Genomic DNA, 20,559 nt, shown 5'->3' on the forward strand with positions numbered 1-20,559 from the left:
GGCTGGCCTCTCCTGCCATTCCCACATCTCTACGTTTTATAGTTGCCTTCATGCCGGGTTCTTTGGCATGTTAACGGAACCTGACCTTTCAATTTTGTACACGTAACGAGTTTGCGAGCACAGCGATGATTAAGTGGCCCTGGAAATCAAATGACGCTGGTCAACATGTGGCGCTGCCGTGGGATGACGCGCTGGCGATCCCCGTGCTGGCCAACCTCCAGCCGGATGAACAGTCAAAGCTCATTCAACTGGCGGATCGCTTTTTGCAGCAAAAGCGGCTGGTTCCGCTGCAGGGGTTTGAGCTGGATGCACTTAAAAGCGCGCGTATCGCCCTGCTTTTCTGCCTGCCGGTGCTCGAACTGGGTATCGAGTGGCTGGATGGTTTCCACGAAGTGCTGATCTACCCCGCGCCATTTATCGTTGATGACGAGTGGGAAGATGATATTGGCCTGGTGCATAACCAGCGCGTGGTGCAGTCCGGGCAAAGCTGGCAGCAAGGCCCCATCATCCTCAACTGGCTGGATATTCAGGACTCGTTCGACGCGTCCGGGTTTAACCTGATTGTTCACGAAGTGGCGCATAAGCTTGATACCCGCAACGGCGATCGCGCCAGCGGTGTTCCGCTGATCCCGCTGCGTGAAGTCGCCGGTTGGGAGCACGACCTGCATGCGGCGATGGAAAATATCCAGGATGAGATTGACCTTGTCGGGGAAAGCGCGGCCAGCATTGATGCCTATGCGGCAACCGATCCGGCCGAATGTTTTGCGGTGCTGTCAGAGTATTTCTTTAGCGCCCCGGAGCTGTTCGCCCCGCGTTTCCCGGCCCTGTGGCAACGTTTTTGTCATTTTTATCAGCAGGATCCCTTGCAGCGTCTGCGCCAGAGTGAGGGTTCCGGCAGCACCGCCTCCCGACACGTCCACTAGGCCCCTGTTTCTGGGGTACGCTCAACCGACCGTACCCCTAAGCTCAAGGCTAAAAACAGTAGCGCCATTGCCCAGGCGGCCACGATTAAAAACGTTTCACCGAATGCGCGCGTCACCAGCGGCACCAGCAACGCGCTGACGCCGTAGCCCAGCGTATGGCTGGTGGCGATTACCCCCGCCCCTTTGCCTGTCGTTAACCTGTCGTTCAGCAGCAGTTGATAGCCGGGCGTTGCCATCGCCGCTCCCAGCGAGGTAATGACGATCCCCACATAGAACAGCGCCACATCCGCGAGACACATCACCCCAAGCCCGACCACCATCAACACCGCTGCCAGGCAAAGTAACGTCATCGGGCGAAAGTGCTGCGGACGCACCACCAGAAACTGGGCAGCGAGCGTTGCCAGCGCGGCCAGGCTCAGCAGCAGCGCAACGTGATGGCTGATTTGCGCCGCATTGCCGTCCAGCAACGGACGGAGATGGGGTGACAGACCAAGCTGCATCAGGCTCACCAGTGCGGCAAGCAACAGCGCCAGCATAAGATAAGGCAGCATTGATGCCTGCAGCCGCGTCGCCTGTTGCGCCACTGGCGGTAAAGGCGGATCGGCCACTTCACGCAGCACCAGCAGCAGGGCGATAAACGGAGCCATAGCCATCAGCCACAGCGGTGCCACCGGGTTAACGCTGAGCATCAGCGCTGCCAGCGGCGGCCCCAGCAGACGCCCGCAGCTGAGGCCCGAGCTTATTGTCGCCAGCGCGGTCATTCTTTTCTCCAGACCCGCACGCTGAATGGCCCACGTCTGGGCCGCCGGCACCAGACCAGAGACCGTCAGGCCGTACAGGGTGCGCGAGAGGATAAGCCCTGCCAGCCCCCAGGCGGCATTAAGCATCCCGTTCGCCATTGCCCAGACCACCAGCGCCATGACGAAGAAACTTGCCAGATAGCCGCTCAGCGAGGCCAGCATCACGCTTTTGCAGCCGTGCCGCTCGCTCTGGCGTCCCCACCAGGGCGAAGCCGGTAAAAAGAGCATCGAACCGAACATCAACAGACCCGCCCAAACGGAGAGCGATAGCCCGGTCATCGTGACCAGCTGCGGCAGCATGACCAGCAAACCGTTTTGCCCGATCCCCAGTAAACCGGCACACAACGCCAGGGGCCAGTTCGCTTTCGGGGTGAGATTGTCGGTCAGAGTGTCGGTCAGAGTGTCGGAAAGTGAGCGCATAGAATTGTGAACATAGTGTCAATAAATGTGTGGAAATCATGAAGTTTATGAAAACAAATATTGCAAAAATAGTTGCGACTGTAAACAGAATGAATATCATAACGAGAATTATTATCAGTCATGGAATGAGGTACATCTATGCGTACTCTGCCCCGCTCTGCCGGTACAGACGTTGCGGCCCAGTGTTTTTTAAACGCCCTGTTGCGCGAAACGAAGGACTGGCGCTATCTCCCCGCTACCGCTGCGGATGAGCTATCGCAGATCCATATCCCGCTCTCGCAAACCCAGGCCATCCGGGTTTCAGTACACTATTTCTCCCCAACCCAGCATCATCAGTATCGCTTCCCGGCAACGCTCATCCAGACCGACAGCGACCGTAGTGACGCCGTCACTTTCCCTCAACTGGTTGATTTAATTCTTGAAAAACCTGCTGTAAAAGGCTCACTGGATGCCGATACGCTGGCGCGTTTTAAGCAGCGCGCCCTCGAAAGCCATGCCCATACCTGGCAGGCGATCGACTTGCGTCACCGCTGGGCAAACCTGCGCGACACGCCGCTGACGTTCGCCGAGGCGGAACAGGCGCTGCTGGTCGGCCACGCATTCCATCCGGCCCCGAAGTCACACGAGCCGTTTAACGAAACCGAAGCCCGCCGCTATTTGCCCGATTTCGCCTCCCGCTTTCCGCTGCGCTGGTTTGCCGTTGAGAGTGAACTGATCGCTGGCGAGAGTCTGAACGTCTCCCTGCGCGAACGTCTGCTGCGCTTCGCAGCTCAGAGCGCCCCTGAACTGCTCGGTCATTTCACCGACACCCGCTGGCTGCTGCCGATGCACCCGTGGCAGGCGGAGTACCTGCTCGGTCAGGACTGGTGCCAGCGACTGGTGGCGAAGGGAGCCTTGCAGGATCTGGGCGAAGCGGGCGCGCAGTGGCTGCCCACCAGCTCCTCCCGCTCGCTGTACTGCGAAACCAACAGCGACATGATTAAGTTTTCCCTGAGCGTGCGCCTGACCAACTCGGTACGCACGCTGTCGGTGAAAGAGGTTAAGCGCGGGATGCGTCTGGCACGTCTGGCGAAAACGGCGCGCTGGCAGGAGCTCCAGGCGCGCTACCCCACCATGCGCGTGATGCAGGAAGACGGCTGGGCGGGTCTGCGTGACGAAAGCGGCGTCATTCAGGAAGAGAGCCTGATGGCGCTGCGCGTGAACCTGCTGTTTGATACGCCGGATACGCAAACCAACGTGCTGGTGAGCCTGACGCAGGCCGCGCCGGACGGCGGTGACAGCCTGCTGGCGGCTGCGGTCCGCCGTCTCAGCCAGCGTCTGGATCTCCCCCTCGCCCAGGCCGCGCGCTGCTGGCTGGACGCCTATTGCGACCGCGTTCTCCTTCCGCTGTTCAGCGCCGAAGCCGATTACGGTCTGGTCCTGCTGGCACATCAGCAAAACATTCTTGTGGAGATGCAGCAGGACTTCCCGGTCGGGCTTATCTACCGTGACTGCCAGGGCAGCGCCTGGACCGAAGGGGCCGACGCGTGGCTGAAAGAGGCAGGTGAAAGCGAGGTGGAAAACCGCTTCGGCGAAAGCCAGCTGCTGCGCTACTTCCCCTATTACCTGCTGCTGAACTCCACACTCGCCGTCACCGCCGCCCTCGCTGCCGCAGGTTTCGACAGCGAAGAGAGCCTGATGTCACGGGTGCGTGACGCGCTGGCCAGTCTGCGCCAGACCGCGAAGCAGACCCGCTGTCTCGACTACGTGCTGGACAGCCCGACCTGGAACTGCAAAGGCAACTTTTTCTGCTACCTGCACGATCGCAACGAAAACACGATTGCCGATCCGGCAGTGATCTATTTCGACTTTAGCAACCCGTTTTACAAGGAGAAGGCGTGATGGCTAACGCGAATATCGTCCATTCCGGCTACGGCTTTCGTTGCACCGCAACGGACACGTCCTTGCCGCTAACCTTAGGCCTCGACGGCAGCGCGGTGCTGGAGCGCCTGCGCGATATCCCGGACGGCTGGCTGGTCGAGGCGCTGGATCAGCTGTTTGTCGCCGCACCGGCACTGACCGGCATCACGCTGCCGTGGGCAGCCTGGCAGGATGAACCGCAGGCGCAGGCGTTATTCGCGCTTGCCAGTGGCGATTATCTGGCCCGTGAGACCTTCTGGCAGCTGCCGCTGTGGCTGCAGGGGGAGCGTCCGCAGGCCAGCGGTGGCATGCAATTCGATGAGAGCCGTCAGCTTTACTTCCCGCAGCGCCCTCACCGTCCGCAAGGGGAAGTCTATCGCCGTTACGATGCACAAATTAAACGCACCCTGAGCTTCCGCGTGGCCGACGTGGCGCTGGACGGTGAGCGTTTTACCCAGTGGATGAACAACCCACGCGTTAATGCGTTCTGGGAGATGGCCGGCCCTCAGGAAGAGCAGGAAAACTACCTGCGCCGTCAGCTCGACTCGACGTACTGCTACCCGGTTATCGGCTGCTTTGACGATCAGCCGTTCGGCTATTTTGAACTCTACTGGGCCGCAGAAGACCGTATCGGACGCCACTATCGCTGGCAGCCGTTTGACCGTGGGCTGCATATGCTGGTCGGCGAAGAGAACTGGCGCGGCGCGCAGTATATCCGTAGCTGGCTGCGCGGTCTGAGCCACTATCTGTGGCTGGATGAACCGCGCACGACGCGCATTGTCGCTGAGCCACGTTTCGACAATCAGCGCCTGTTCCGCCATCTGGCTTCCGCGGGTTTCGACACCGTCAAAGAGTTCGACTTCCCGCATAAACGTTCGCGCCTCATCATGAGCGAGCGTCACCGCTTCTTCAGCGAGGTGGGACTGTGAACGCACTCTGGCAAAAAGTGAACCGCGAGATGGTGGCGAAGATCCTCGCCGAGCTGGAATACGAACGTACCCTGAGCGCCGAGCCGCTGGCCGCTAACCGCTGGCAAATCACCATGGGCAGCGAAACATGGCAGTTTCGCGCCATGCGCGGCATATGGGGCTGGTTACATATCGATCCCGCCAGTCTGACCACCGCCAGCGGAGCCGCCGTGGAAGCGGAAAGCGCGTTTCTGCAGCTGGCGACGGTGCTGGAGATGAGCGACGCACAAACGGCAGAGCATCTGGAAGATCTTTACGCCACGCTGCGGGGCGACATGCAGCTGCTGCAGGCGCGAGAGACGCTCGATGCCGACGCGCTCATTCATCTCGACCCGGACGAACTCCAGTGTCTGATGAGCGGCCATCCCAAGTTCATTTTTAACAAGGGACGCCGCGGCTGGGGGCTGGATGCGTTGCGCCAGTACGCGCCGGAATACCGTGGCCGTTTTCGCCTGCACTGGGTTGCCGTGCAGCGCGAGCATTTGGTCTGGAGCAGCGATGTCGATTGCGATATCAACACCCTGCTGGCCAGCACCATGGACAGTGCCGAGCGCGCGCGCTTTGACGCCCGCTGGCAGGCGCTGAAGCTTGACGACAGCTGGCTGCCGGTGCCGCTGCACCCGTGGCAGTGGCAGCAAAAAATTGCCGTCCATTTCCTGGCCCAGCTCGCGCGCGGTGAGATGGTAGAGCTGGGGGAATTTGGCGATGAGTATCTGGCCCAACAGTCCCTGCGCACGCTGACCAACGCCAGCCGCCGCGCGCCGTATGACATCAAGCTGCCGCTGACCATCTACAACACCTCCTGCTATCGCGGCATTCCGGGCAAGTACATTGCCGCCGGTCCGCTGGCTTCGCGTTGGTTACAGCAGCAGTTTGCCAGCGACGCCACCCTCACCCGCTCTGGCGCGCAGGTGCTTGGCGAACCCGCCGCCGGATATCTGGCGCATACCGGTTACGCCGCACTACCGAAAGCGCCCTATCGCTATCAGGAGATGCTGGGCGTGATCTGGCGCGAAAACCCGTCCTGCTATCTGCAGGACGGCGAGCAGGCGGTGCTGATGGCGGCGCTAATGGAGACCGACAACGCCGGACGCCCGCTGATTGACGCGTGGATTGCGCATTCGGGATTAACTGCCGAAGCCTGGCTGGAAAAACTGTTCGATGCCACGGTGATCCCGTTCTATCACCTGCTCTGCCGCTACGGCGTGGCGCTCATCGCCCACGGCCAGAACGTGACGCTGGTGATGAAAGACTACGTGCCACAGCGCATTCTGCTGAAGGATTTCCAGGGTGATATGCGGCTGGTCGATGAAGATTTCCCGCAGGCGGAAGGCCTGCCGCAACAGGTGAAAGCCGTCACGGCGCGCCTGAGCGCGGAGTACATCATCCATGACCTGCAAACCGGCAACTTCGTGACGGTGCTGCGTTTTATCTCGCGTCTCACGCAGCAAAGCGGCGTCAGCGAAACCCGCTTCTACCAGATCCTGGCGCAGGTTTTGCGCCGTTATATGGCCGCGCATCCGGAACTTGCAGAACGTTTCGCGAAATTCGACCTGTTTAAGCCGCAGATCATTCGCGTGATCCTCAACCCGGTCAAACTCACCTTCTCCGAACACGACGGTGGCAGCCGCATGCTGCCGAACTACGTCTGCGATCTCGATAACCCCCTTTTTCTGGTCTCCCAGGAGTCAGCGCAATGAAAACGTATGATTTCATCGGCATTGGTATTGGCCCGTTTAACCTCAGCATCGCTGCCCTTGCAGAGGGGCTGGACGGATTCAGTTCACTGTTTCTTGAACGTAAGCCGCATTTCTCCTGGCACCCGGGGATGATGGTGCCGGACTGCCACATGCAAACCAGCTTCCTGAAGGATCTGGTCAGCGCCGTGGAGCCGACCAACCGCCATAGCTTTCTGAACTACCTGGTACAGCGTAAAAAGTTCTACCGTTTTCTGACCACCGAGCAGCGTACCGTCTCCCGCGAGGAGTTTGCTGATTACCTGAGCTGGGCGGCGGAAAACCTCACCAACCTCGCCTTCAGCCAGCAGGTACAGCAGGTGAGTTTTGATGAGAAAAAGGGCCTGTTTGAGGTAGTAACCCAGCGCGATCGCTTCCTGGCGCGCCACGTCTGCGTGGGGATTGGTAAACAGATCAACCTCCCCGACTGTGTGACCTCGCAGGATGACAGCTGCTTCCACGCCAGCGAGATGATGCTGCGCACGCCAGATTTGGCGGGCAAACGGGTGACCGTCGTTGGCGGCGGCCAGAGCGGTGCCGATCTGTTTTTGAATATCTTCCGCGGGGAGTGGGGTCAGCCGCTGAGCCTGAACTGGGTGTCGCGCCGCAACAACTACAACGCCCTGGATGAGGCCGCATTTGCCAACGAGTATTTCACGCCGGAGTACGTGGACAGCTTTTCCACACTTGGTGAAGAGGCCCGTCGTCAGATGCTGCACGAGCAGAAGATGACCTCTGACGGTATCACCACCGAGTCCCTGCTGGCGATTTACCGCGCCATGTATCACCGCTTTGAAGTGCTGCGTGAAAAACCCTGGGCGCACCTGATGCCGTCCCGCTCGGTAACCGCACTCACGCGGCTGCAAAACGGGCAACGCCTGACGCTACAGCATCACCTCGACGGTGGCCGTGAACAGCTGGAGAGCGACGTGGTGATCTTTGCCACGGGCTACCGCGCCGCGCAGCCTGCGTTTCTGGCGCCACTCTCCCATCGTCTGCACCTGGATGCCGACGAAGCTTTTCACATCAACAACGATTTCACCCTTGAATGGGACGGCCCGCAGAGCAACCGCCTGTTTGCCGTGAATGCCGGGATGCACCGTCTCGGTATTGCCGAACCCCAGCTCAGCCTGATGGCCTGGCGCGCCGCGCGAATTCTCAATCGCGCGCACGACGACGAGCCGTTTGAGCTGGCTACTACCCCCGGCGTGATCCACTGGCGTAGCACCACCAGCACGGATAACAGCCAGGTTTTTAAATCATTAGCACAGACCACCGAGTACTGACACACACAATCAGGATCAACATAACAATGAAACGTTCTCATCTTTGGGTTTTAAATCCGTGCTTGCTTGCCATGCTTTCGACCTCTGCGTGGGCAGAAGAACAAAAGGAAGAAAATATCGTTGTCTCCGCCAGCCGCGCACACCGCAGCGTGGCGGAGATGGCGCAGACCACCTGGGTTATCGAGCGTGCGGAAATTGAGCAGCAGGTTCAGGGCGGGAAAGAGATTAAAGACGTGCTGGCGCAGCTGATCCCGGGCATGGACGTCAGTAGCCAGGGGCGCACCAACTACGGTATGAACCTGCGCGGTCGTTCAATGATGGTGATGGTGGACGGCGTGCGTCTGAACTCCTCCCGCAGCGACAGCCGTCAGCTTGACTCTATCGATCCGTTCAACATCGACCGTATTGAAGTGATTTCCGGCGCTACCTCACTGTACGGCGGCGGCAGTACCGGCGGCCTGGTGAACATCGTCACCAAAAAAGGTCAGCCGGAGACGGAAGTCGAATTCCAGACCGGGGCAAAAAGCGGATTTAACAGCCACAACGACCACGATGAGAACGTGTCGGCGGCGGTCAGCGGCGGCAATGATAATGCGTCTGGTCGCCTTTCCGTTTCTTATCAGCGTTACGGCGGCTGGTATGACGGCAACGGCGACGAGGTGATTATCGATAACACCCAGACCGGCTTACAGTATTCGGACCGTATTGATGTGATGGGCACTGGCACCATCAATATTGACGATCATCAGCAGTTGCAGTTAACCACCCAGTACTACAAGAGCGAATCTGATGGCAAACACGGCCTATACCTCGGGAAGAACTTCTCGGCGGTTACGGGTGATGCCACCGCGTATAACAAAAACAACCTGGATTCTGACCGTATTCCCGGTACCGAGCGCCATCTGATTAACCTGCAGTACTCTAATACCGATTTCTGGGGTCAGGACCTGGTCGCGCAGATCTACTATCGTGACGAGAGCCTGACCTACTACCCGTTCCCGACCCTGAGCAAAGGGACGGTGACCAGCATCGGTGCCTCCCAGCAGAAAACCGATTTTTACGGCGGTAAGCTGACCCTGAACAGCAAGCCGGTGGATGATTTGACGCTCACCTGGGGTGTGGACGCCGACCATGAAACCTTCGATGCCAACCAGCAGTTCTTCGACCTGAGTAAAGCGGCAGCGAGCGGCGGCATGAAGCTGGACAATGCGTACAACGTGGGGCGTTATCCGGGTTACAGCATTACCAACCTCGCCCCGTTCCTGCAGGCGAGCTACGACATTGACGCCATCACCCTGAGCGGCGGCGTGCGTTACCAGTACACTGAAAACAAGGTGGATGATTTTGTTGGCTACGCCCAGCAGCAGGCCATCGCCACCGGGAAAGCCACCTCTGCAGACGCGGTGCCGGGCGGGAAGACCGATTACAACAACTTCCTGTTTAACGCCGGTATCCTTGGCCGCCTGACCGAACAGCAGCAGCTGTGGTTTAACTTCTCTCAGGGCTTTGAAATTCCGGACCTGGCGAAGTACTACGGCTCCGGCACCTATCAGCTTGTCGACGGGCACTATCGCCTGCTCAACAGCGTGAACGTTAACGACTCGACGCTGGACGGCATTAAGGTTAACGCTTACGAGCTGGGCTGGCGCTACACCGGCGATAACCTGCGCACACAGGTTGCGGCGTACTACTCGCTCTCGGATAAAACCATCACCATCAACAAAACCGATATGACCATCAACCTGGAAGACGATAAGCGTCGTATCTACGGGGTGGAAGGTCAGGTGGACTATTTCTTCACCGACAGCGACTGGAGCACCGGCGCGAACTTTAACGCCATTAAGTCTGAAACCCGTGAAAACGGTAAATGGGAGAAGCTGACGGTAGACAGCGCCAGCCCGTCGAAAGCCAGCGCCTGGGTCAACTGGGCGCCGGGCGACTGGACCCTGCGCGTGCAGAGTACCCAGACCTTTGACGTCTCTGATGCCGACGGTAAGAAGATCGATGGCTATAACACGGTAGATTTCCTGGGCAGCTACGCCCTGCCGGTGGGTAAAGTGAGCTTCAGCGTGGAAAACGTGCTGGACAAAGACTACACCACCGCCTGGGGACAGCGCGCACCGGGGCTGTATAGCCCAACGTATGGCGCACCGGGTCTGTATACCTATAAAGGCCGTGGCCGCACGTTTGGTCTGAACTACTCCGTGCTGTTCTAAACAACTGCGCCGCCTGCCCGCGGGCGGCGCATCCTGCTGTGTAATTTCGCCGCAAATTTGCTATAAAATCAGCGATTTGCTGAAATTGTCGGCAAACGATCAAAAAGGGTGTTTTCACCCTTTGACAAGGCGAACCGAGGTCGCTACTATGCGCCTCGTTCACACGATTCCTCTGTAGTTCAGTCGGTAGAACGGCGGACTGTTAATCCGTATGTCACTGGTTCGAGTCCAGTCAGAGGAGCCAAATTTGAAAAGCCTGCTTTTGAAGCAGGCTTTTTGCTTTTGTGCGTTCGGAAAATTTGCCGGGTGGCGGAAAGCCCCTAACGCTCAGGGCAGCCTGGCAATCACCTTAATCTCAAACTGGAATCCGTACAGCCACGTTACGCCGATCCCGGTCAACGTTGGGTAAGGCGCTTCCCCCCAATATTCTGGCAGGATACTCCAGATAGCGTCGAGGTTTGACTCGGGATCGACGACAAAAAGGGTAACGTCAACCACGTCATCGAACGTGCAGCCCGCAGCCGCGAGGACAGCATTAAGATTATTCAATGCCAGCCTGATCTGCGCTTTTAGATCGGGCTCAGGCGAACCATCCTCACGACTACCAACCTGCCCCGAAACAAACAGAAAACCGTTAGATTTGATGGCCGGCGAATAGCGATTGCGCTCATAGAGCGCCTGGCGTCCTGAGGGAAAAACTGCTTCGCGTGCTGTCATATTTACACCTTTGCAATGGGGCGAAATCTGCCCAATGAACTTAAAGACACTTTACAGGTGCAGGATCGGGCGGATAAACAAGCGACTTTGTCCATCATTGTTTGTAATATCCAAACAATCGGTGAAAAGAGAGGATAAGGAATGGATCGTTTCGATGCGATGCGCGCCTTTGCTCGCGTGGTAGAGGCAGGTAGCTTCACAAAGGCTTCCCAAACGCTTCATATGAGCAAAACCACGGTGACGCAGCTTATTCAGCAGCTGGAAGCGCGCCTGCGCGTCAGATTGCTCCATCGCACCACCCGCAAGCTCAGCGTCACTCCCGATGGCGCGGTCTACTACGAACGCGTCATCCGCCTGCTGGCGGACATGGAAGATGCTGAAAACAGTCTGTCCAGTGCGGCAATTACGCCCAGGGGACGGCTACGGGTGGATGTGCCCAGTCCGCTGGCCCGCCTCATCTTGGTGCCGGCGCTACCGGCTTTCCACGCACGCTACCCTGACATCCAGTTCGACATGGGCGTGAGCGACCGGGTGGTGGACCTGATTGGCGACAACGTGGATTGCGTGCTACGCGGTGGCGAGATCACCGATCAGTCCCTGATTGCACGCCATGTCGGAGATTTGCAAATCGGCGTCTACGCCGCCCCCAGTTATCTGGAACGCCTTGGCCCCCCTTCGCACCCGCGAGAACTGGAAAACACCGACCATCGCATCGTAGGGTTCTTGTCCTCACGCACCGGTAAGATTGATCCTCTGGTACTGCGCAGTGAGAGTGAACGTATTGAAATCACGGGCAGCTATGTACTCGCTGTGGATGATGGCAATGCTTACCTCGAAGCCGGGTTAGCGGGATTAGGCGTGATCACGCTGCCAGTCTATATGGCGGCAGCGCATCAGGCTCGAGGTGCCTTGATTCCGCTATTTGAACACTGGCGTATTGCTCCAATGCCCCTGTACCTGGCGTTTCCGCCGAACCGCCATGTCAACGCCAGACTGCGCGTTTTTATTGATTGGATCGTTGAATTGATGCAGCAGCATGTCACCAACACCAACCGAAAGGGAATTCTGATTTAGCTTGTTTATTCGCTAGTTACTGGCTAAGGCGATCCCAGCCAGAGGAACTAAATCTGATAATCAATCGCCACTTCTTCCGGCTCCATCACCTGGCGTTTGATTTCGTCAACGGACAGCCCGGCGTTGCAGAGCTCGATAAAGCGCCATACGTAGTTGCGCTGTAGCTGCCCGCGCTTCAGGCCGAGCCATACGGTATTGGCGTCAAACAGATGACGTGTATCCAGACGCACCAGGTTCCCGGTATCGCCCTCGCCGCCGGACTGTTCCGCGACCAGGCCAATGCCCAGCCCCAGCTCAACGTAGGTTTTGATCACATCGGAATCCTGTGCGCTTAGCACCACATCCGGCGTTAACCCTTTGCGGTTGAAGGCCTCGTCGATGCGCGAACGCCCGGTAATACCCTGACGATACGTAATCAGTGGCCATTTCGCGATCGCTTCCAGCGTCAGCGGGGAAACCTGATTCAACGGATGATCGAGCGGGAGCAACAGGCTGTGGTACCAGCGGAACCAGGGGAAAGCCACCAGCAGCGGGTCGTTGCTCAGGCGTTCGCTGGCGATACCAATATCCGCCCCACCGTTTTGCAGCAGCATTTCAATTTCCTGCGGCGTGCCCTGAATAAGCTCCAGGCGAACGTCAGGGAAAATTTCACGAAACGCTTTTATCACTGGCGGCAGGCTGTACCGAGCCTGAGTATGGGTAGTGGCGATGGTGAGCACGCCGGAGGCATCATTGGTAAAGAGATCCGCCAGGCGACGGACATTGCTGGCCTCGTTGAGGATCCGCTCAGCGATGGTCAGCAACGCTTTACCTGGCTCCGTCATGCCAAGCAGGCGCTTGCCGCGACGGATAAAAATCTCAATGCCAAGCTCCTCTTCCAGCTCGCGAATATGGCGGCTGACACCCGACTGGGAGGTGTAAAGCATATTGGCGACTTCGGTCAGGTTATAGTCCCGCCTGGCCGCCTCACGGATAATTTTAAGTTGCTGGAAATTCACGATTCACTCCGGCGCATCTGACATAGCTCTATTGTTAGAGTCAGCTGAGCTGCAGAACAAATAATAAAAACCAGCATCTTATGCTTTTCTGGAATATTAACTCACGAGCTGCAGTTCACGATTCTCCAGCGATGGCTTACTGACCAGTGACATTAAAATTTCTTTCACCGCCTGCGCCTGTGGCGACAGCGAGCCACGGGCGGACATGTTCAGCGACAGCGGTAAACTCATTGATGGCGTGGTGATGCGCGCCATCCAGCCATTTGCTGCGCTGCACAGCGAGCGGGCGGCGGATTCTGGCAGCACCGTGACGCCCATCCCACTGGCGATCGCCGCAGTCAGCGTGGAGATGGAGTCAATTTCACCGATGATTTTCGCCGTCAGGCGGCGCAGGGAGAACGCTTCGTCCACGCGTACGCGCACGGCGCTGTAATCACGCGGCAGGAAAAGATTCATCTCTGCAACCGCAGTGAGATCAACGCTCTGCCCCGGACAATCGCGGGTGCCCACGAGATACAGATCTTCTTTCAGCAGCGGCTGGCTGGTGATCCCCGCAACCGGGGAGCGATCGTAAAGCACCGCCATATCCAGCTGGCCATTGAGCAGCTTGTCATTCAGGACAGAGCCGCTGTTCTCGTGCAGATAGACCAGCACTTCCGGCAGCTCAGCGCGCACCGCCTGCAGCAGTGGCATGGTGATGGAAGACGCTGCGGTCCCCGGTGCCAGCCCGATGGAAACGTGTCCGCTCAGCGTCTGGCCAACATTATTAACCGCCAGCTGCGCCTGTTCGCACTGACGAAGAATGGTGCGCGCGTGGGTATACAGGATCTTGCCTGCTTCCGTTGGAGTCACGCCGCGTTTGGTGCGGATCAACAACTGCTGATCCATTTCGCCTTCCAGAGTAGCCACCTGCTGGCTCAGCGCAGGCTGCGCGATATGCAGCACTTCCGCCGCTTGAGTCAGGCTGCCGATATCGACGATTTTTACGAAGTATTTCAGTCGTCTTAAGTTCATTTTGCCCCCTGTTCGAAATGCTGTGCCGGTACTGGCTGTTGTTGTTGAACAGGTTTTGCAATATGAATGCCAGTTTTACCAGCAGGTCTGATTTGTTCGCTAAGCGCCTGAAAATAAGGAAACCTAATCATAGACGCCGGATTTATTACTGAAACAGCGGTTTATGATCTGCCCCATAAGAGGTATATCCGCACCACAACGGTGCATTACGTTGGCAAAATCGCCACTTTGCTGAAATTGTCAGCAAACAGACGCAAAGCGTGGTTTCACCCTTTGACAAGGCGTACGCAGGTCGTTACTATGCGCCCCGTTCACACGATTCCTCTGTAGTTCAGTCGGTAGAACGGCGGACTGTTAATCCGTATGTCACTGGTTCGAGTCCAGTCAGAGGAGCCAAATTTGAAAAGCCTGCTTTTAAAGCAGGCTTTTTGCTTTTTTGCGTTCTGGAAAACTGCCGGGTGGCGGCTTCGCCTTACCCGGCCTACGGGACTGTAGGCCCGGTAAGCGCAGCGCCACCGGGCAAAGCGAGCTTAACCGGCATCCCGGATCGACGTTCCAGCTCTGCGCCCGCCCCCTCGTTTATTAGCTGTGCCCGCAACGCGGGGGTAATCGGCAGCGGCACTTTATTGGTTGATTCAAATTCTGCGCGGTTACGCGACAGCGGTTCGTGCACTTCCACCCAGCGGCTGCCGTCTGGCTCCGTCGTCACTTTTACAGGCTGATCGATAAGCTGCACGCGCGTGCCTGGCGACACATTGTCGAAAAGGTATTTGATATCGTTATTACGCAGACGAATGCAGCCCTGACTGACGCGCAGGCCGATGCCGAAATTCGAGTTGGTACCGTGAATGGCATAAAGCCTGCCAATATAGAGCGCATACAACCCCATCGGGTTATCCGGCCCGGCGGGCACGAATGCGGGCAACGTTTTCCCCTCTTTTGCATATTCACGCCGGGTGTTTGGCGTGGGCGACCAGGTTGGTCCTTCCTGCTTGCGCTCGACGGCTGTCACCCAGTTGCGTGGCGTTTCGCGCCCGGCCTGGCCAATACCAATGGGAAACACCTCAACGGTATTGCTGCCTGGCGGATAATAGTAAAGGCGCATTTCCGCCACGTTCACCACGATGCCTTTGCGAACCGTATCGGGAAGAATGAGCTGCTGAGGTACCACCAGTCGGGTACCGGATTGCGGTAAAAACGGATCAACACCGGGGTTTGCCTCAAGCATGTTGCTCAGCCCCTGCCCGTGCTGGGCGGCAAACGCTTCAAGCGGCAAGGTGTTGTGGTCCGGTACGGTAATAACCTGCGTGCTGCCCACCAGCCGACTCCCGGCGGGCGGCAAAGGATAACTCACCGCCTGGACACTCTGGCTTATGAGCAAGGCAACCAGACAGCCCAGCACATTTCTACGACGCATATTCCCTTCCTTAGTCGCTTCACTATTTGCTAAGCATAGCGTAGCCGCTTTGCATTACCCATCAGGAAATAAAATCAGTTTCCTCGTGCCGCCCGTCGCGGTAGTCTCATAGATCGCGTCGCTATGACGATGGCTTTGTGAGTAACCTTTTCTTATACCAATAAATAAAAAATCAGTGCAGACAGGACAACTATGGACTCCACCCTCATCTCCACACGTCCCGGCGAGGGGACGCCTTGCCTTAACCGTGCCCGCCGCGCCGCCTTTGGCAGCTTCGCGGGGGCCGTCGTGGACTGGTATGATTTTTTGCTCTACGGCATCACCGCCGCTCTGGTCTTTAATCGCGAATTCTTTCCGCAAATTAGCCCCGCCATGGGTACGCTCGCCGCGTTTGCCACCTTTGGCGTCGGCTTCCTGTTCCGCCCGCTGGGCGGGGTGATCTTCGGCCACTTTGGCGACCGCCTTGGCCGCAAACGCATGCTGATGCTCACCGTCTGGATGATGGGGATCGCCACTGCGCTCATCGGTATTTTGCCGTCGTTTGCCACGATTGGCTGGTGGGCTCCGGTACTGCTGGTCACCCTGCGCGCCATTCAGGGCTTCGCCGTGGGCGGCGAATGGGGCGGCGCGGCGCTGTTATCGGTCGAAAGCGCACCGAAAAATAAGAAAGCGTTCTACAGCAGCGGCGTGCAGGTAGGGTACGGCGTGGGTCTGTTGCTCTCCACCGGGCTGGTGTCGCTTATCAGCCACTTCACGACCGATGAGCAGTTTCTGAGCTGGGGCTGGCGCATTCCCTTCATCTTCAGCATCGTCCTGGTTATCGCCGCGCTATGGATCCGTAACGGAATGGAAGAGTCCGCCGAGTTTGAACAGCAGCGGGAAAACCCCGTTGCCAGAAAACGGCTGCCGGTGATGGAGGCGCTTGTACGTCATCCTGGCGCTTTTCTGAAAATTATCGCCCTGCGCCTGTGCGAGCTGCTGACGATGTATATCGTCACCGCGTTTGCCCTGAACTATTCCACACAGAACCTCGGCCTCCCCCGTGAGCTGTTCCTGAATATCGGTTTGCTGGTGGGCGGGATCAGCTGTCTGACAATCCCCTGCTTCGCCTGGCTTGCGGATCGGTTTGGCCGCCGCCGCGTCTATATTACCGGTGCGCTGATTGGCTCCCTCAGCGCCTGGCCGTTCTTTATGGCGCTGGAGGCACAGTCGGTCTTCTGGATAGTCTTCTTTGCCATTATGCTCGCCAACATTGCCCACGACATGGTGGTCTGCGTGCAGCAACCGATGTTTACCGAACTGTTCGGCGCAAGCTACCGCTACAGCGGGGCGGGCGTAGGATACCAGGTGGCGAGCGTCGTGGGCGGCGGATTTACGCCGTTTATTGCCGCCGCGCTGGTAACGTTCTCCGGCGGAAACTGGCACAGCGTGGCAGGCTACCTGCTGGCAGGCTGCCTGCTGTCAGCCGCCACGGCGCTGGTGATGAAAGAGACACACCATCCCTGATCTCCCTTTTGTTTCACAGGCGTGTGACATACTATCGGGTATAGCAGCACACCTGTGGAACAAGGAGACAGACATGAATAATAAGGGCTCCAGCCTGACCCCGGCTCAGGCACTGGAAAAACTCGACGCGCTGTACGAACAGTCCGTCAATGCGCTGCGCAGCGCCATCAGTGAGTACATCGAAACAGGGAAACTTCCCGACGAAAAGGCCAGAACCCAGGGCCTTTTTGTTTATCCATCGCTCTCTGTCACCTGGGACGGCAGCGCCAGTACCACGCCAAAGACCCGTGCCTACGCGCGTTTTACCCACTCCGGCTGCTACAGCACCACCGTGACCCGCCCTGCGTTGTTCCGTCCTTATCTTGAGGAGCAACTCACTCTGCTCTATCAGGATTACGGCGCGCACATTGCCGTTGAGCCATCACAGCATGAAATTCCGTATCCGTACGTGATTGACGGTTCGGCGTTAACGCTCGATCGCTCCATGAGCGCAGGGCTGACGCGCCATTTCCCGACGACCGAGCTGTCGCAGATTGGCGATGAGACCGCCGACGGCATTTATCACCCGGCAGAGTTTTCCCCCTTGTCGCATTTTGACGCCCGCCGGGTGGATTTCTCCCTGGCGCGCCTGCGTCACTACACCGGGACGCCAGCCGAGCATTTCCAGCCGTTCGTGCTGTTTACCAACTACACCCGCTATGTCGACGAATTTGTCCGCTGGGGCTGTAGCCAGATCCTTGACCCGGATAGCCCTTATATCGCCCTCTCCTGCGCCGGTGGGATCTGGATCACCGCTGAAACCGAAGCGCCTGAGCAGGCTATCTCCGATCTGGCGTGGAAGAAGCACCAGATGCCAGCCTGGCACCTGATCACCGCCGACGGCCAGGGCATCACGCTTATCAACATCGGTGTGGGTCCGTCAAACGCCAAGACCATCTGCGACCATCTGGCGGTGCTGCGCCCGGACGTCTGGCTGATGATTGGTCATTGCGGTGGGTTGCGTGAAAGCCAGCTGATTGGCGACTACGTGCTGGCCCACGCCTACCTGCGTGATGACCACGTGCTTGACGCCGTGCTCCCGCCGGACATCCCGATCCCAAGCATTGCCGAAGTGCAGCGCGCGCTGTACGACGCCACCAAAGAGGTGAGCGGCATGCCGGGTGAAGAGGTCAAACAGCGTCTGCGTACCGGCACGGTAGTCACGACAGATGACCGTAACTGGGAGCTGCGTTACTCCGCCTCTGCCCTGCGCTTCAATCTGAGCCGCGCGGTGGCGATTGATATGGAAAGCGCCACCATTGCCGCTCAGGGTTATCGCTTCCGTGTGCCTTACGGCACGCTGCTGTGCGTTTCCGATAAACCGCTGCACGGTGAAATCAAGCTTCCGGGACAGGCAAACCGGTTCTACGAAGGGGCTATCTCCGAACACCTGCAAATTGGCATTCGCGCCATTGATTTGCTGCGGGCAGAAGGTGACCGGCTGCACTCACGCAAGCTACGTACCTTTAACGAACCGCCATTCCGCTGATAACAATAAGGAAAAATAATGCACAACACATCACCGTTATCGGCCCTGCGTCAGTGGCTACAGGAAAATAAGCTCGACGGGATGATCGTCCCGCGCGCAGATGCCTGGCAGAGCGAATACTGCGCGCCGTATGATGAAAAACTGGCCTGGCTGACCGGCTTCGATGGCTCGGCGGGGCTGGCACTGGTGCTAAAAGACAAAGCCCTGCTTTTTGTCGATGGCCGCTATCAGGTTCAGGCCCGCGTGCAGGTCAATATGGATGAAGTAGAGATCCACCATCTGCACAACGAGCCGCTGGCACAATGGCTGACGGCCAACGTTGAAGCTGGCACCCGTATTGGTTTTGAAGCACTGCTGATGACCAATGCCGATTATGAGACGCTATCTGCGACACCGTGTGAAATGGTGCCGCTTAACCAGTCACCGTTTGATACGTTATGGACCGATCGCCCTGCCGCTCCGGCGGGGCTTATCCGCGAGATGCCCGTTGAAATCAGTGGTGAAAGTAGCGCAGATAAACGTCAGCGCGTCGCCGCCGTGCTGGCCGCCAACAATGCCGATTATCTGGCCGTGACCCTGCCGGATAACATCGCCTGGCTGCTTAACGTGCGCGGTTCAGATATTCCCACCAGCCCGGTTCCGCTCTCTTTTGCCCTGCTCAGTCGGGACGGTAGCGTTGAGTGGTTCGTTAACGACAATAAGCTAAGCAACCTGCCTGATAGCGTGCGAAACGCTTTTACCATTGCGCCGCAGGATGCCTTTATTGAACGCTGCCAGCGCCTTTCTCACGGTAAACGGGTGATGGTAGATGCCGATTCAGCGCCGGTGGCTCTGCGTTTTGCCATTGAGCCACACGGTGACATTCTCTGGCGCACCGACCCCATCACGCTGATGAAGGCCAATAAAAATCCGGTAGAACTGGCGGGTTACCGGGAGTGCCATCATCAGGACGGTGCCGCGTGGGTCAATTTCCTGGCCTGGCTGAGCCGTGAAGTGCCCGCACGTGCGGCAGCAGGTCAGCCGCTGACCGAGCTGGAGGCCCAGGCACAGCAACTCGCGTTTCGCGAGCAGCAGCCTGGCTTTATTGAGCAGAGTTTTGCGACCATTTCGGCCTCGTCCAGCAATGCGGCGATGTGCCACTACCACTCAAGCGAAGCCAGCAACAAACCCATCGGCCATGACCACTTTTATCTAAATGATTCTGGTGGTCAGTACCATAATGGTACCACTGACGCCACGCGTACCCTGGCGTGGGGCAAGGTCAGCCCGCAGCAGCGATTACATTACACCGCCGTGCTGAAAGGTTTTCTGTCGCTGATTACCCTGCAGTTCCCGTCCGGCACCCAGGGGCATCAGCTGGATGCCTTCGCGCGTCGGCCGCTGTGGGAGATGGGGCTGGATTTCGATCACGGAACGGGCCATGGCGTGGGTCATCAGTTGCTTATCCATGAGAACCCGCATCGCATCGCTAAAAAGGTCAACCCGTGGCCGCTGGTGGCGGGCAATATTATGACTATCGAGCCGGGATACTATCTGGCGGATAGCCATGGGATCCGCATTGAAAATCAGGTGGAGATTGTGGAGAGCTGTCCAGGATTCTGCAAATTTGCCTCGTTGACGCTGATCCCAATCGATCTCAGCCAGGTCGAACTCAATCTGTTAAACGAGCAGGAAAAGCAGTGGCTGGATGAGTATCACCAGCAGGTGCGCGAAGCGCTGTCCCCGCTGGTGGAGAGCGACGCGCGTCCGTGGCTGGTGGAGGCGACGGCGCCGATTCGTGTGAAACATTAGTGCGGTTTATTGCCGGGTGGCGCTGCGCTTACCGGGCCTACAGTCCCGTAGGCCGGGTAAGGCGAAGCCGCCCCCCGGCAGTTTTCCAGAACGCACAAAAGCAAAAAGCCTGCTTTAAAAGCAGGCTTTTCAAATTTGGCTCCTCTGACTGGACTCGAACCAGTGACATACGGATTAACAGTCCGCCGTTCTACCGACTGAACTACAGAGGAATCGTTTGAACGGGGCGCATATTATCGATGCTACCCGGTGTTGTCAAAGGCAGA

Annotated in this window: 15 protein-coding genes and 3 tRNA genes; 12 read left to right on the forward strand and 6 right to left on the reverse strand. The window is 58.0% G+C overall.

The window, feature by feature from the left end:
- The first annotated feature begins 125 nt into the window (after nucleotides 1–125).
- Nucleotides 126–923, forward strand: coding sequence for a DgsA anti-repressor MtfA (gene mtfA / locus ACQG19_RS16095; RefSeq protein WP_029881844.1), 798 nt, complete (start codon nucleotides 126–128; stop codon nucleotides 921–923).
- On the opposite strand, the gene ACQG19_RS16100 is transcribed toward mtfA, so the two are convergent.
- The gene (locus tag ACQG19_RS16100) at nucleotides 920–2,143 is read right to left on the reverse strand and encodes an MFS transporter (protein WP_246932550.1); all 1,224 of its coding nucleotides are present in this window, start codon (nucleotides 2,141–2,143) and stop codon (nucleotides 920–922) included. The two genes, mtfA and ACQG19_RS16100, sit on opposite strands and share 4 nt — an antisense overlap.
- 138 nt (nucleotides 2,144–2,281) lie before the next feature.
- Between ACQG19_RS16100 and ACQG19_RS16105 the strand changes: the two genes are divergently transcribed.
- From ACQG19_RS16105 to ACQG19_RS16130, 6 genes are all read left to right on the forward strand, one after another.
- On the forward strand, nucleotides 2,282–4,024 hold the full coding sequence (locus ACQG19_RS16105) for an IucA/IucC family protein (protein WP_013097822.1): 1,743 nt from the start codon (nucleotides 2,282–2,284) through the stop codon (nucleotides 4,022–4,024).
- Nucleotides 4,024–4,971: a GNAT family N-acetyltransferase gene (locus tag ACQG19_RS16110; RefSeq protein WP_023620165.1), complete on the forward strand. Its 948-nt coding sequence runs from the start codon at nucleotides 4,024–4,026 to the stop codon at nucleotides 4,969–4,971. Before ACQG19_RS16105 ends, ACQG19_RS16110 begins: the two co-directional genes overlap by 1 nt.
- Complete coding sequence (gene iucC / locus ACQG19_RS16115) at nucleotides 4,968–6,710, forward strand: aerobactin synthase IucC (RefSeq protein ID WP_343317456.1); 1,743 nt, start codon at nucleotides 4,968–4,970, stop codon at nucleotides 6,708–6,710. The genes ACQG19_RS16110 and iucC overlap by 4 nt, the downstream gene beginning before the upstream one ends.
- Nucleotides 6,707–8,032: a lysine N(6)-hydroxylase/L-ornithine N(5)-oxygenase family protein gene (locus ACQG19_RS16120; RefSeq protein WP_246932551.1), complete on the forward strand. Its 1,326-nt coding sequence runs from the start codon at nucleotides 6,707–6,709 to the stop codon at nucleotides 8,030–8,032. Before iucC ends, ACQG19_RS16120 begins: the two co-directional genes overlap by 4 nt.
- Before the next feature lie 26 nt (nucleotides 8,033–8,058).
- Nucleotides 8,059–10,248, forward strand: coding sequence for a TonB-dependent siderophore receptor (locus ACQG19_RS16125; protein ID WP_013097826.1), 2,190 nt, complete (start codon nucleotides 8,059–8,061; stop codon nucleotides 10,246–10,248).
- A 168-nt stretch (nucleotides 10,249–10,416) separates the two neighbouring features.
- Nucleotides 10,417–10,492: transfer RNA gene (locus tag ACQG19_RS16130), tRNA-Asn, on the forward strand.
- A gap of 83 nt (nucleotides 10,493–10,575) precedes the next feature.
- On the opposite strand, the gene ACQG19_RS16135 is transcribed toward ACQG19_RS16130, so the two are convergent.
- The gene (locus ACQG19_RS16135) at nucleotides 10,576–10,965 is read right to left on the reverse strand and encodes a RidA family protein (RefSeq protein ID WP_246932553.1); all 390 of its coding nucleotides are present in this window, start codon (nucleotides 10,963–10,965) and stop codon (nucleotides 10,576–10,578) included.
- 141 nt (nucleotides 10,966–11,106) lie between these two features.
- Here ACQG19_RS16135 and ACQG19_RS16140 point away from each other — a divergent pair, with 141 nt between their 5' ends.
- Nucleotides 11,107–12,039: a LysR family transcriptional regulator gene (locus ACQG19_RS16140; protein ID WP_246932554.1), complete on the forward strand. Its 933-nt coding sequence runs from the start codon at nucleotides 11,107–11,109 to the stop codon at nucleotides 12,037–12,039.
- 47 nt (nucleotides 12,040–12,086) lie between these two features.
- Here the strand turns inward: ACQG19_RS16140 and cbl are convergent, their stop codons facing one another.
- The gene (gene cbl / locus ACQG19_RS16145; protein ID WP_013097829.1) at nucleotides 12,087–13,037 is read right to left on the reverse strand and encodes an HTH-type transcriptional regulator Cbl; all 951 of its coding nucleotides are present in this window, start codon (nucleotides 13,035–13,037) and stop codon (nucleotides 12,087–12,089) included.
- A gap of 96 nt (nucleotides 13,038–13,133) precedes the next feature.
- A complete protein-coding gene (gene nac / locus ACQG19_RS16150) occupies nucleotides 13,134–14,051 on the reverse strand; it encodes a nitrogen assimilation transcriptional regulator NAC (RefSeq protein ID WP_010432103.1) in 918 nt (305 codons plus the stop codon).
- Nucleotides 14,052–14,371: 320 nt separating this feature from the next.
- Here nac and ACQG19_RS16155 point away from each other — a divergent pair.
- A tRNA-Asn gene (locus tag ACQG19_RS16155) sits at nucleotides 14,372–14,447 on the forward strand.
- Nucleotides 14,448–14,532: 85 nt separating this feature from the next.
- Here ACQG19_RS16155 and ldtA read toward each other — a convergent pair.
- Complete coding sequence (ldtA, locus tag ACQG19_RS16160) at nucleotides 14,533–15,468, reverse strand: L,D-transpeptidase (protein ID WP_100168297.1); 936 nt, start codon at nucleotides 15,466–15,468, stop codon at nucleotides 14,533–14,535.
- A gap of 192 nt (nucleotides 15,469–15,660) precedes the next feature.
- Here ldtA and shiA point away from each other — a divergent pair, with 192 nt between their 5' ends.
- From shiA to ACQG19_RS16175, 3 genes are all read left to right on the forward strand, one after another.
- Nucleotides 15,661–16,974, forward strand: a complete 1,314-nt coding sequence (shiA, locus tag ACQG19_RS16165; RefSeq protein WP_161657302.1) for a shikimate transporter — start codon at nucleotides 15,661–15,663, stop codon at nucleotides 16,972–16,974.
- A gap of 73 nt (nucleotides 16,975–17,047) precedes the next feature.
- On the forward strand, nucleotides 17,048–18,502 hold the full coding sequence (locus ACQG19_RS16170) for an AMP nucleosidase (RefSeq protein WP_236276758.1): 1,455 nt from the start codon (nucleotides 17,048–17,050) through the stop codon (nucleotides 18,500–18,502).
- Nucleotides 18,503–18,520: 18 nt separating this feature from the next.
- Entirely contained in the window at nucleotides 18,521–20,293 is a 1,773-nt protein-coding gene (locus tag ACQG19_RS16175) for an aminopeptidase P family protein (protein WP_246932556.1), read from the forward strand.
- Nucleotides 20,294–20,429: 136 nt separating this feature from the next.
- Here the strand turns inward: ACQG19_RS16175 and ACQG19_RS16180 are convergent.
- Nucleotides 20,430–20,505 (reverse strand) — tRNA-Asn (locus tag ACQG19_RS16180).
- Nucleotides 20,506–20,559 lie beyond the last annotated feature (54 nt).

This window comes from Enterobacter cloacae complex sp. 277I4 (assembly GCF_050031465.1).
Taxonomy (GTDB): domain Bacteria; phylum Pseudomonadota; class Gammaproteobacteria; order Enterobacterales; family Enterobacteriaceae; genus Enterobacter; species Enterobacter cloacae.